General features: G+C 35.7%; 10 protein-coding genes. 8 read left to right on the top strand and 2 right to left on the bottom strand.

From position 1 onward, the window contains the following. The first annotated feature begins 171 nt into the window (after positions 1–171). On the top strand, positions 172–1,743 hold the full coding sequence (locus EKL98_RS07390; RefSeq protein ID WP_126561928.1) for a carboxypeptidase-like regulatory domain-containing protein: 1,572 nt from the start codon (positions 172–174) through the stop codon (positions 1,741–1,743). Positions 1,744–2,402: 659 nt separating this feature from the next. Here the strand turns inward: EKL98_RS07390 and EKL98_RS07395 are convergent. Further along, complete coding sequence (locus EKL98_RS07395) at positions 2,403–3,953, bottom strand: SDR family NAD(P)-dependent oxidoreductase (RefSeq protein WP_126561929.1); 1,551 nt, start codon at positions 3,951–3,953, stop codon at positions 2,403–2,405. A gap of 272 nt (positions 3,954–4,225) precedes the next feature. On the opposite strand from EKL98_RS07395, the gene EKL98_RS07400 reads away from it, so the two are divergent. Further along, complete coding sequence (locus EKL98_RS07400; protein ID WP_126561930.1) at positions 4,226–5,005, top strand: O-methyltransferase; 780 nt, start codon at positions 4,226–4,228, stop codon at positions 5,003–5,005. Between the two features lie 52 nt (positions 5,006–5,057). Here the strand turns inward: EKL98_RS07400 and EKL98_RS07405 are convergent, their stop codons facing one another. Next, positions 5,058–5,732 (bottom strand): DUF6565 domain-containing protein, encoded by a 675-nt coding sequence (locus EKL98_RS07405; RefSeq protein WP_126561931.1) that lies wholly within the window; start codon positions 5,730–5,732, stop codon positions 5,058–5,060. Between the two features lie 379 nt (positions 5,733–6,111). Between EKL98_RS07405 and EKL98_RS07410 the strand changes: the two genes are divergently transcribed. From EKL98_RS07410 to EKL98_RS07435, 6 genes are all read left to right on the top strand, one after another. Next, on the top strand, positions 6,112–6,798 hold the full coding sequence (locus EKL98_RS07410; protein WP_126455103.1) for an ABC transporter ATP-binding protein: 687 nt from the start codon (positions 6,112–6,114) through the stop codon (positions 6,796–6,798). A gap of 145 nt (positions 6,799–6,943) precedes the next feature. Further along, a complete protein-coding gene (locus EKL98_RS07415; RefSeq protein WP_126561932.1) occupies positions 6,944–7,801 on the top strand; it encodes an ATP-grasp domain-containing protein in 858 nt (285 codons plus the stop codon). A gap of 43 nt (positions 7,802–7,844) precedes the next feature. Then, entirely contained in the window at positions 7,845–8,414 is a 570-nt protein-coding gene (locus tag EKL98_RS07420; protein ID WP_126455107.1) for a cob(I)yrinic acid a,c-diamide adenosyltransferase, read from the top strand. A gap of 174 nt (positions 8,415–8,588) precedes the next feature. Next, positions 8,589–8,810, top strand: coding sequence for a DUF2795 domain-containing protein (locus EKL98_RS07425; protein ID WP_007138072.1), 222 nt, complete (start codon positions 8,589–8,591; stop codon positions 8,808–8,810). A gap of 84 nt (positions 8,811–8,894) precedes the next feature. Next, positions 8,895–12,245 (top strand): preprotein translocase subunit SecA, encoded by a 3,351-nt coding sequence (gene secA, locus EKL98_RS07430; protein ID WP_126561933.1) that lies wholly within the window; start codon positions 8,895–8,897, stop codon positions 12,243–12,245. A gap of 457 nt (positions 12,246–12,702) precedes the next feature. Then, positions 12,703–13,140, top strand: coding sequence for a hypothetical protein (locus tag EKL98_RS07435; protein ID WP_126561934.1), 438 nt, complete (start codon positions 12,703–12,705; stop codon positions 13,138–13,140). The last annotated feature ends 48 nt before the right edge of the window (positions 13,141–13,188 follow it).

The following is a 13,188-nucleotide window of genomic DNA, read 5'->3' on the forward strand; positions in this document are numbered from 1 at the left end:
TGTATTCAATTTTTGTAAAAACCCCATCACAAATTACATAATAGTAGCTTGTGGTGGGGTTTTTCGCATGAGTATATTGACAGAAAATTAGCACAATTACATAACTTGAGTATTGAAATAACATATACATTTGACTATCAATTTCAATCATCAAACTGTAAATCAACTCAAATGAACGTAAAATCTACAAACACATCCATCAAAAAAAAATCTAAATTCATTCCATACCTGCTCTTGTTGAGTACTATTTTGTTTTTTCAATATTCTTGGTCACAAAATATTTCAGTAAAAATAATTGATGCAACTACTAAAGAACCTATTCCCTACGCCACCATCAATATTGATAAAAAAGAGCATTTGATTTCAAATGCCGAAGGTTTTTTTAACCTATCTGAAACTGCAATTCAAGATGAAAATACACTAATCATTACCTATCTAGGCTACAAAAATCTTGAAGTTAAGGTGAGTCAATTATCAAAACTAGATTATATCATAGCACTCACTCCTACTATTTTTGAATTAAATGATGTACAAGTAAATGGTAAAAAACCCAATCCTTATGTTATAATGGCTGCGGTAAAGGCTAATCTTTCTATAAATTATAGAAATACCGATAATCCTATTAAAGACATGTTATTTGTGAGAAAATCAACGGCGACATATCCTAAAGAAGTTGTAGTTGATATAAATCAGTCGACAGGTTTTTCAAAACAAGCGCTTAAGCAAGTCAATAGTGATGTTCAAAATTTCACCAATGCCTTAATTAAATCACCCCCAAAAGAGTATACAGACATGTTGTGTAATTTATTTACTCATACTATTAAAAAAGATAATAAGTCATTTGAATCACATAAAATTAACGTTCTTAAAGCAACTGTTCTCAAAAATGAAGGAAGTACAACCTCATCAGAAGAGTTGAAAGAAATTGGTATAAAAACAATGTTAAAGCACTTAGATTCTACAAAGTATTACCGCATTAAAAGTGGACTCATCGGTTCTCGAGATACTATTTCTTTAAGAAAAGATTTCAACAAAAAGAAAACAAAATCTAAAACAGCAGATCAAAGTACGCTCTTAACAACTACCAAATACAATTTAACACAATTCATCAAGAACAATAATTTAGGTAAATCTTCTGAGCATGATTTTATAAATAATCCAGAACTGTACACTTACAAATTTGAAGGAACTACTTTTACTGAGGATAACGATTATGCATTTGTACTTTCATTTTTACCAAAAAAAGGTAGTGCAAAATTTACCGGTAAACTCTACATTAATGAGTCGGATTATGCAGTTCTTAGAGCTGAATACCAACTTGATGAAGGAGAAAATCTACACAATGTTAATTTAAAATGGCTTTTAGGCATTAAAGTAGCCCAAAATAACAACAAAGGAATTTTAATGTTTCGCAAAAAATCTGAAAACAAGAATTATTACTTGCATTATGCCTCTGAAGAAAATGGGAATTATTTTTATATAAACCGACCTTTGAAATTTATTGAAATCACCAAAGAAGACAAAGACATTCTATCATTAGACATAAAATATGAAGGAAACTCTACGACTAAAACTGAATTTTTAAATCTATCACATTCCCTTGTAACAGATACTGATGTTACTAAAGTTGTTGAAAATGAATTCAACATTGTATCCTTAAAATCATACGATCCTAAAATATGGAAAGGATACCATGCTATTGAACCAGTAGCAGAATTAAAGCGTTTTAAAGTTAAAGAATAATACCTCATCACAATGTTTCTGTATCAAATCTTTTTAAAAACTAGATTCAACTAATTAAAAAAAACCTCATCAATAAAATTGAAGAGAAAGAGGAACGCTGGTTTGAACTGAGCGCGAAGATAGAAGGCTAGAGTCATTGCAAGGCACGAAGCAATCCCATTTTTTGCTCTCGTTATGTGATTGCTTCGTGCCTCGCAATGACAAAACTGACTAATTATCAATACACAACCCCAATATTTTTAGCGGTAACGCTAGAAATGTTGAGGTTGTGTTTTTTAGGAAAAACAGTGATTACAAATTAGTAAGAAATATTAGAATTAATAGAAAGTCCATTTGACGCTTTGTAGTTTTCTTTTCACAGCTATCCGAAAGTTTTAATAAAAATCAAAAGTTCCCTTCCTAGCTCATCTAAACAGGCTTTAAGTATTTTATTACCCTGAAAAAAAGTCTGGTTTAAATATAATTTCAGATTTTTTCCTTATTTTTTTAGAAGCCCCGCTCTTCAAAGCATAAAATAGTTCTTGATTATGCTGCGCAAATGTCTCTGACTTTGCGCTCACAATAGTAGTCACAAAACAACCACAGCAAAATCCAATTCTACTGTGGTTGTTTTATTCTATATCCTTTTTTAATTCCCCCTTCGGGGGTTAGGGGGATTTCTACCAAGGAATCGGATTGTAATCTTTCAAAAACTTCCCGCACCAATGTTTTCCTGTATTAATACCGTCAAACAACGGATCCATCACTCGTGCTGCTCCATCCACAATATCTAATGGCGGTTGAAAATCCTCTTCTTCCTGTTTTCTTTTGGCTAATTCTGCAGGATCTTCGTCGGTTACCCAGCCGGTATCGACCGCATTCATAAAAATGCCGTCTTTTGCCAAAGTTCCTGAGGAAGTATGCGTCAGCATATTCAAAGCGGCTTTGGCCATATTAGTATGCGGATGACGGTCTTCTTTGAAAAAGCGATGAAACTTCCCTTCCATCGCCGACACATTAATGATGTGCTTTTTTCCGGTGTTCTCTTTCTTCATCACTTCCGAAAGGCGGTTACATAATACAAAAGGCGCCACGGAATTTACCAGTTGCACTTCGATCATTTCTGTGGTTTCTATTTGTCCCAAACGTAAACGCCAGCTGTTGGTTTTTCTCAAATCGACTTGCTGTAAATCGGCATCAAGTTCCCCTTCCGGGAAAACTTCATTTGCCACCAAAGCATTATCAAACGAATACGGAATTTGAGACAATTTAGCGGAAGCCCGCAACCCAATTCCAGGTTCTGGTCCGTGCCAAGTCACCGGCATATTCTGATTGGAGGAAGCCCCTGCTGTCAACACTTTTAATTCATCCAAACAATTGGTATGATCCAGCAATAATTCTTGTGCCTGTTGCGGCAAAGAAGCGATAGAACGCTCCTCATTTTCCATTAGATGCGTATAAAATCCCGCAGGACGCCTCACCGTTTGCGCTGCATTATTAATCAGAATATCCAAACGATCGTATTTTTGCTCTATAAAATTGCAGAAAATCTCTACACTTGGAATGTGTCGCAAATCCAATCCGTGAATTTTCAAACGATGTCCCCAATCCATGAAATCGTCTTCCTTAGAAAAACGCAATGCGGAATCCACCGGAAAGCGAGTTGTTGCAATAACGGTTGCTCCACCACGCAATAACATCAACGTAATGTGATATCCAATTTTTAGACGAGAACCTGTGATAACGGCAACTTGCCCATTTACATCTGCGGTTTGAAAACGTTTGGCATAATTAAAATCGCCACAATCGGTACACATTGTATCGTAAAAATGGTGCATTTTAGTAAACTCCGTTTTACACACGTAACAGTTTCGTGGAGTTTCCAGTTCCAATTGTTCTTTGTTCACAAGATCATTGTAAGCCAAAAGTTTTGGCGCCATAAAAACACTTGCTTCACGCGCATGGCGGATTCCGGTTACCTTACGGGCGGTTCGGTCTCGCTTTTCCATTTTGCGTTTAGCAGCCACTTTACCGTCTTTTTTTCTCCGGGAAAGCTCGTCACGATCGGGTCTGGAAAACATACCTGCCGCTTTGATTAAAGCGGTGCGTTGCTCTTTTGGAATATCAAATATTTGATCCGTATCCGTATTCAATTGTGCTAAAATAGCGATGCAGCGGTCAATTTCTTCAGAGCTTATCGTAGTTTTATGTTCTATTTGTTCAATCATCATCGTAAAAAAAATGGATATTATTCTTGTGTAAATTCCAAGGCTACAAATATAGCCTTTTTAAAGTCGTAATGTTTCGAAGCAATACTGTCGGAAGTCGAAGCGCAAAGATGATAGAATTGTATTTTGACTTTCGACTATTATCTTACTATCTTCGCACCCACAATGTTCTTTCACCAAGATGCACGAAGCAACCGCAAAGATTCACAAAATTGAAAAACTCAGTGTATCTTCGTGTTTTCTCTTTGAGAATCTCTGTGTAACAAAAAAGTTCCATGCTGTTTCAAATCAAATCGTATTTACAATTCCTTTGGCACTCAAAAAATGAGCATGCGGTGCATTCGCCATTTGTGTTTACTTTATTGACGAGATGCTTTTATGATAAAAAATCAAAACCGGAATATACGATTTTAAGAGAATATAGAAACTCGCTTTTAGCAAACAATAATACCATTGAAGTCACTGATTTTGGTGCGGGTTCCAAAGTGTTTAAATCGAATTCCAGAGTTATTGCCAAGATTGCCAAAACAGCAGGGATTTCTCCCAAGCGAGCTGAATTACTTTTTAGAATCACCAATTATTTTCAACCGGACTCTATTTTAGAAATTGGAACTTCATTGGGATTGGCGACTTCTGCCCTAGCTTTAGGGAATTTAAAAGCCCAAATAATCACTTTAGAAGGTTGTCCTGAAACCGCTAGACAAGCTCAATTGCAATTTAAAAAATTCAATTTCAATACTATATGTTCCGAAATAACAGAGTTCAGTACTTATTTACAAACCGAAAGCCTAAAGCCTAAAACCCATAACCTAATTTACTTCGACGGCAATCACTCCAAGAAAGCAACATTAGACTATTTTGAAGTATTACTTCCTACCATTACGAACGAAACCCTTTGGATATTCGATGACATCCACTGGTCGCCAGAAATGGAACAAGCTTGGGAAATTATAAAAAACCATCCCAAAGTAACGGTAACAATTGACACATTTCAGTGGGGATTGGTATTTTTTAGGAGAGAACAACCAAAAGAACATTTTGTGATTCGAACCTAAAAAAAGTGACAGCCATTGCTGACTGCCATTTTCAATATAGAATAACTACTTTTTATTCTTTAGCTTTTTTCATTTCTCCAGATTTTGCTCCCATTCTGTTTAGCGTATAAATTGGTGCAAATTTTAATTTTAAACCCGAAATTTTTCTGTTATCATCCACTGAAAGTCCTTCTTTTTCAACTGTATTTTTTCTACTGTCCAATGCTTCATACATCAATTTGATTTCGTCCCAGTCTTCACGAGAATACTTATCTTTGTTCGTTTCAACTGCATCTACAAATTGCTGGTACACGCTAAGAACATTGTCTTTATCCACCCAGACAAAACTCATATCCTCACCCACTTTCCCTTCACCAAATAAAGCATTCCTCATTTGTTGTTTTGGGTTTGCAGCAGCGGCGGCTTTATCTTGAGCCTCTATTTCGGCTTCGTATTTTGCTTTCAAAGCCTCGTATTTAGCATTTGCTTCATCAAGGTATTTCTGCGCCTCCGCATTGTCTTTCATATTTGCCAATGCTGCCTTTGCATTACCACTTTTTAATTGATACGTAGCTTCAATTCCTTGCCAGTTTGCTTTAGCATTCTCGGAAGAAACATTCCCTAATGAATCCACATACATCACATAAGAATCCACTATTTTCTCCGCTTGCTCTGTTTTTTCATCTTTACAGGAGGCAAATCCTAAAGCGACTACCGCTATTCCTAACACCATTTTTGTACTTTTCATAACTTCTTGATTTGATTAATACTTTTAACAAAAATAAGTAATATTATTATATTATCAATTATAACCAAAAAATGTTATAAATAATTAAAATAATTATGAAATAAATACCAATAAAGTGTAAATTATACAAATTTATACTATAATAACATAAAATTTAATAGAATGATTTAACGTATTAAAAAATACATTTACCAAGAAAATAGAAATAAACGCAAGTACTTCATTAATAAAAAATTATCTGACCGCATAAATCTAAGCTCAAAATGTAACAAATTTAAAAAACATCTACTTATTAATAATTCAAAAGTCTTTTGTACTTTTAAAATCTAATTTAATAGCACCCTACGCACCGTCGAAGGTCAAAAAATCATACATTCTAATGGCAAACCCGCTAATCAAAATAACCAATATCAAACGAGATTTTGTGCTTGGAAATGAAATTGTATATGTTCTCAAAGGCATTGATTTAGAAATAAATAAAGGCGAATACGTAGCATTAATGGGACCTTCAGGATCCGGAAAATCTACCTTAATGAATTTATTAGGTTGCTTAGACACGCCAACTTCTGGTAGTTACATCCTGAATGGGAAGGATGTCAGCCAGATGAAAGATGATGAATTAGCCGAAATTCGCAATAAAGAAATAGGATTTGTTTTCCAAACTTTCAATCTTTTACCCAGAACAACCGCACTAGACAATGTAGCTTTACCCATGATTTATGCCGGTTTCTCTAAATCTGATAGAAATAAACGCGCCACGGAAGTTTTAGAACAAGTAAATCTTGCTGACAGAATGGATCACCAACCCAACCAACTTTCAGGAGGTCAACGCCAGCGGGTGGCAATTGCACGTGCCTTGGTCAATAAGCCGTCCATCATTTTAGCGGATGAACCTACAGGAAATTTAGACAGCAAAACCTCTCTTGAAATCATGAAACTTTTTGGAGACATCCATACCAATGGGAACACCGTTATTTTAGTAACGCACGAAGAAGAAATTGCCGCGTATGCGCATCGAATTATACGTTTGCGTGACGGAATTATTGAAAGCGATACGACCAAATAATTTTTTTTAGGAGCTTTTTCCGGCTATACGCTTGTATCTCTTTCTTTTTTAAAAAGAAAAAAGAAACAGGATACCGCTTCTATCCGGGCTAAAAAATCTCACTTACAAATATCTTTTAAACCCCAAATAAAAACTAGTACCTAAAATGAATATCGCCATACTAACCTGCCAAAAACTTCCCGATTTAAATCCTGAAGATCAAAAAATAATTCCTGCACTAGCCAAACATAATATTAACGCCAAAGCGGTGATTTGGAGTGACAAAACCATTAACTGGGCTGATTTTGATTACCTAATTTTTCGCAATACTTGGGATTATTTCGAAAAAGAAACCGAATTTAATATTTGGCTCCACCAAATAGAAAAACTGGGTATCAAAACACTTAACCCGATTGAAATAATCAAACAAAACATACACAAGTTTTATTTGCGTGAAATGCAAAAGCAAGGAATCACAATATTACCAACCGTATTTATTGACAAAACAGACACTCTGAATCTAGCTGAACACCTACCTTCCCATTGGAAAAAAGCAGTCATAAAACCCGCATTTTCGGCAGGATCGTATCTCACTGAAGTTTTTGAAACATCAGATAGTGAAGAAATAAACCAGAAATATGCGACCATAGCTGCAGAGAAAGACTTGCTGTTACAGGAATTTATGCCGGAGATTCAGACTCTAGGTGAAACTTCATTTATCTTTTTCAATAAAAAATTCTCTCATGCGGTTAACAAAAAGCCGGTAAATGGAGATTTTAGAGTACAATCCCTATTTGGTGGCATCTATAATTTGGTACATCCCAGTTCAGAATTGATTGAAAAAGCACAAAAAGTTGTTGATACTTTTCAAGAGAACTTACTGTACGCCAGGGTAGATGGGATACTGATTGATAATGAACTTTATTTAATGGAAATTGAATGCATTGAACCTGATTTATATTTCAATTTAAGTGAAGGTTCACTGGAACGATTTGTTACGGCAATAGTGGAATTAATACAGTAAATTTGTTTCCATCAAACAAATTACAAATTAACACAAACCTTGGATGAAAGTATATACAAAGACTGGTGATAAAGGAACCACGGCACTTTTTGGCGGAACCAGAGTCCCAAAGGATCATGCACGAATAGAAAGTTATGGTACGGTAGACGAATTGAATTCTCACATTGGACTAATCCGAGATCAGGAGATGAATTCCCATTACAAAGAAATTCTAATCGAGATTCAGGATCGTTTGTTTACAGTAGGCGCTATATTAGCAACGCCACCGGAAAAAGAAGTACTGAAAAACGGCGAACTTCGTTTGAAAAAACTCGGAATAATTGAATCAGATATTGAACTGTTGGAAAATGAAATTGACAGCATGGAAGAAGCATTACCACCCATGACTCATTTCGTACTTCCTGGAGGACATACAACCGTGTCATATTGTCATATAGCACGTTGCGTATGCCGTAGAGCGGAGCGTTTAGCAGTTCATTTAAGCCACAACGAACCGGTTGCAGAAATCGCAATAAAGTACCTGAACCGACTTTCTGACTACCTTTTTGTGTTGGCACGAAAGTTGTCTCATGATCTGAAAGCTACGGAAGTTCAATGGATTCCTAGAAAATAATTTGCAGCATTTAAGGTCTTTTTCAGTTGTATTTATAGTGAAAAAATGCAAACTTTTTAACCGCAAAATTTAAATCAAAAAAAACGTTCTTAACTTTTTATTAAAATAAATGATTTTTTACTTGTCTTTTTCAGTAAAAAATTTATTTTTGCACAAAACTAAACAGACAACAAGATGTATTGGACATTAGAATTAGCATCCTATCTAAGTGATGCACCGTGGCCTGCTAACAAAGACGAACTTATTGACTACGCTATTAGAGCTGGAGCTCCATTAGAAGTAGTAGAAAACCTTCAGTCTATAGAAGATGAAGGCGAGATATATGAATCAATGGAAGAAATTTGGCCAGATTATCCTACAGACGAAGATTATCTTTGGAATGAGGATGAATATTAAAAAGTAAACCAAGAAAAAGTCTCTAAAGAGGCTTTTTTTTTGTTTAAATTTACAGAATTACACAAACAGAAATAAAAACATATTATGAGTTTTATAAATAGTATTATCAAAGTCTTTGTTGGGGATAAATCTCAAAAAGATGTGAAAGCTTTACAGCCGTATCTTAACAAAATTAAAACTTTTGAAACTCCTTTAATGGCATTATCTAATGATGAGCTTAGAGCGCGTACTGCATTTTTCAAAGAAAAAATAAAACAAGACCGTTCTGAAAAAGATGCTAAAATTAGTGCTCTGAAAGTAGAAGTTGAAAGTATTGAAGATATCGACAAACGAGAGGATATTTACGTCGCTATTGATGCGCTGGAAAAAGAGGCTTATGATATTTCGGAAAAAACGTTGTTAGAAATTCTTCCGGAAGCTTTTGCTGTAGTCAAAGAAACGGCTAGACGTTTCAAAGACAGTACACAAGTAATTGTAACTGCCACTGCAAAAGACCGTGAACTTTCGGCAACAAAAAGCTATATAACTCTAGATGGAGACACTGCGATCTGGGCAAATTCTTGGAGTGCTGCGGGTAAAGAAATTACTTGGGACATGATTCACTATGACGTACAATTAATTGGCGGAATGGTTTTACATGAAGGAAAAGTAGCAGAAATGCAAACAGGTGAAGGAAAAACATTAGTGGCAACTTTGCCGCTTTACTTAAATGCATTGACAGGAAACGGAGTACATCTAGTGACTGTCAACGATTATTTGGCAAAAAGAGATAGTACATGGAAAGCACCTTTATTTGAATTTCATGGTATGTCAGTAGAATGTATTGACAATTATCAGCCAAGCTCAGAAGGACGAAAAAAAGCCTATGATGCTGATATCACGTACGGAACCAATAATGAGTTTGGTTTTGATTACTTGAGAGATAACATGGCACATTCACCAGAAGATTTGGTTCAAAGAAAACACAATTATGCGATTGTCGATGAAGTCGATTCTGTTTTGATTGATGATGCAAGAACACCATTAATTATCTCAGGTCCAGTTCCTCAGGGAGATCGCCATGAGTTTAATGAATTGAAACCGAAAATTGAAAATTTGGTTAGTTTACAACGTCAATTGGCAAACGGCTTCCTATCTGAAGCTAAAAAATTAATAAAAGAAGGAAATACCAAAGATGGTGGATTCCAATTGTTAAGAGCCTACCGAGCATTACCAAAAAATAAAGCATTGATTAAATTTTTGAGTGAAGAAGGAATTAGACAATTGCTTCAAAAAACCGAAAATCAATACATGCAGGATAACAAAAGAGAAATGCACAAGATTGATGAGGCTTTGTATTTTGTTATTGAAGAAAAAAACAATCAGGTAGAACTGTCTGACAATGGTATCCAATTCCTTTCCGGAGATACTGATTCTGACTTTTTTGTACTTCCGGACATTGGAACCGAAATTGCCGCTATCGAAAAAAGAAAACTTGATAAAGATGCAGAAGCGGAAGAGAAGGAAAAATTATTTCAAGATTTCGGAATCAAAAGTGAGCGCATCCACACCCTGACACAACTTTTGAAAGCATACGCTTTATTCGAAAAAGATGTAGAATATGTAATCATGGACAACAAAATCATGATTGTTGATGAGCAAACGGGACGTATAATGGACGGTCGCCGGTATTCTGACGGTTTACACCAAGCTATTGAAGCCAAAGAAAATGTAAAAATTGAAGCAGCAACACAAACATTTGCAACAGTTACATTACAGAATTACTTCAGAATGTACAACAAACTGGGAGGAATGACAGGAACAGCCTCTACTGAAGCAGGTGAGTTGTGGCAAATATACAAACTGGACGTAGTAGAAATTCCTACGAACAGACCAATGGCCAGAAAAGATAAAGAAGATTTTATTTATAAAACTACTCGTGAAAAATTCAATGCCGTAATCGAAGACGTTTCAGAATTATCTAAAGCAGGGAGACCGGTTCTTATTGGTACAACTTCAGTAGAGATTTCAGAATTGTTAAGCCGAATGTTGAAAATGAGAGGTGTTGCACACAATGTCTTGAATGCAAAAATGCACAAACAAGAAGCGCAAATCGTTGAAGAAGCAGGGAAACCTGGTGTGGTAACAATTGCAACAAACATGGCTGGTCGTGGTACCGATATTAAATTATCTGCCGAAGTAAAAGCCGCAGGTGGATTAGCAATTGTAGGTACGGAACGTCATGATTCGCGTCGTGTGGATCGTCAGTTGCGTGGTCGTGCAGGACGTCAGGGTGATCCGGGAAGTTCTCAGTTTTATGTTTCTCTGGAAGACAACCTCATGCGTTTGTTTGGTTCTGAAAGAGTGGCAAAAGTAATGGACCGAATGGGATTGCAGGAAGGCGAAGTGATTCAGCATTCTATGATGACTAAATCGATCGAGCGTGCCCAGAAAAAAGTAGAAGAAAACAATTTTGGTGTTCGTAAGCGTTTACTGGAATATGATGATGTCATGAATGCGCAACGTGAAGTAGTGTACAAACGCCGTCGTCATGCCTTGTTTGGAGAGCGATTGAAATTGGATATTGCCAACATGCTGTATGACACCTGCGAACTCATTATTGATCAAAACAAAGCGACTAACAATTTCAAAAACTTTGAGTTTGAGTTAATTCGTTATTTCTCTATTACATCACCGGTTACTGAAAGTGAGTTCATAAAACTCAGCGAAATGGAATTAACTGGCAAAGTATACAAAGCTACATTAGAATATTACACCGAAAAAACAGTACGAAGCGCCAGAGAAGCATTTCCTATTATAAAAAATGTTTACGAAGACAAAAACAACCAATTTGAACGCATTGTTGTTCCATTTACAGATGGAATCAAATCGTTGAATGTAGTTACTGATTTGAAAAAAGCCTACGAAACTGAGGGAGCACAACTTGTTGCTGATTTTGAAAAAAATATTACATTATCTATTGTTGATGAAGCTTGGAAAAAACACTTGCGTAAAATGGATGAGTTGAAACAATCGGTACAACTTGCGGTTCACGAACAAAAAGATCCATTGCTAATTTACAAACTCGAGGCTTTCAATTTGTTTAGAGCTATGATTGACAATGTCAATAAAGAAGTAATTTCGTTCTTGTTCAAAGGCGATTTACCGGCTCAAGAAAACCAACAAATTCAGGAGGCAAAAGAAGTACGTCAGAAAGAAGACTTTCAATTGAGCAAAGACGAGGTGCTGAATTCTGATGAATTAGCAACACAAAATCGTGAAGCGGGACAAACGCAACAACGCCAAGTTACCGAAACTATCGTGAGAGATATGCCAAAAATTAATCGCAATGATACTGTTACGATTCAGAACGTGGCCAACGGACAAACGCAGGAAATGAAATACAAAAAAGCCGAGAGCTTAATCGCTTCAGGACAATGGGTTATCGTGAACTAAAAACCGTTTAAATTCCTCAAAATTAAATTCTTCAATTACGAAAGTAGTTGGGGAATTTTTTTTGTTCTTAATTTATTTCAGGAGCCATTCCCGCCCTACGCTGCAAGCTATTTGGTTTCAAACCCTTTTTCTAGCCGCTGTCAGTAGCTTCCTTTGGTTGCTCTGCCACCACCAGAAAAAAATGTTTTTCAACCGGCATAGGCTTTCCGCTGCTGTCGGGGCTAGTGATTTTGCGATACATAAAAGAGTAGCGATCAAATACACGTTTACAAAAAAACGTACAATAAATAAAAAACGCATTTGATGATTTGTAAAGAATTATTTACATATTTGGAAATTAATAAAGCGAAAGAAACCTTCGCCAATCTACCCATATATGGGTGTATATGCGAAAGTTTGTATCGCCTATATACAAGTTAGCGGTAATGCTCTGAAAAAATAACGCAAAAACACTATTATGGAAAAAACACACCAAATTATTTTGACTTTTTTATGTTTAGTTTTATCGTCTTGTCAAAATAACTCGCTCAATGGAAAAACATTATCGGGACTTGAGGAAGATGAATATTTTGATGCTGCAAACCAGCACTTTCAAACAAATTTAACTTTTAAAAATGATAGCGTAATAGTTGAACGAAATTCAGTTTCGATAACAACAGATGAAAAATCAGCTTTCAAAAAAACTGGTGAAATGTATCGTTACAAAGGAGCGGTTAAAAAGAATGGAAATAAATTGAGTTTTGTTGCTGTTGAATATAAATGTAGTGATTGCCCACCAATAGTTGAAGTTGGAGAAAATGGTGATATTAAAGATGTTTTAGATAAAAAAAAATATGAAGGTTACATGACAAAAAATGGGGCGAAATTTAACGGAATAGAATTTAAAGAGAACTAAGCACTACCGCTAACAGCTAGTAAGCAATAGTCGGGAATTAGGCTTAAT

This window comes from Flavobacterium bomense, assembly GCF_003970355.1.

Coding starts and splice junctions, on each gene's coding strand:
- EKL98_RS07410 (WP_126455103.1), top strand. CDS start 6,112: ATGGCAAACCCGCTAATCAAAATAACCAATATCAAACGAGATTTTGTG.
- EKL98_RS07395 (WP_126561929.1), bottom strand. CDS start 3,953: ATGATGATTGAACAAATAGAACATAAAACTACGATAAGCTCTGAAGAA.
- EKL98_RS07425 (WP_007138072.1), top strand. CDS start 8,589: ATGTATTGGACATTAGAATTAGCATCCTATCTAAGTGATGCACCGTGG.
- secA (WP_126561933.1), top strand. CDS start 8,895: ATGAGTTTTATAAATAGTATTATCAAAGTCTTTGTTGGGGATAAATCT.
- EKL98_RS07435 (WP_126561934.1), top strand. CDS start 12,703: ATGGAAAAAACACACCAAATTATTTTGACTTTTTTATGTTTAGTTTTA.
- EKL98_RS07390 (WP_126561928.1), top strand. CDS start 172: ATGAACGTAAAATCTACAAACACATCCATCAAAAAAAAATCTAAATTC.
- EKL98_RS07400 (WP_126561930.1), top strand. CDS start 4,226: ATGCTGTTTCAAATCAAATCGTATTTACAATTCCTTTGGCACTCAAAA.
- EKL98_RS07415 (WP_126561932.1), top strand. CDS start 6,944: ATGAATATCGCCATACTAACCTGCCAAAAACTTCCCGATTTAAATCCT.
- EKL98_RS07420 (WP_126455107.1), top strand. CDS start 7,845: ATGAAAGTATATACAAAGACTGGTGATAAAGGAACCACGGCACTTTTT.
- EKL98_RS07405 (WP_126561931.1), bottom strand. CDS start 5,732: ATGAAAAGTACAAAAATGGTGTTAGGAATAGCGGTAGTCGCTTTAGGA.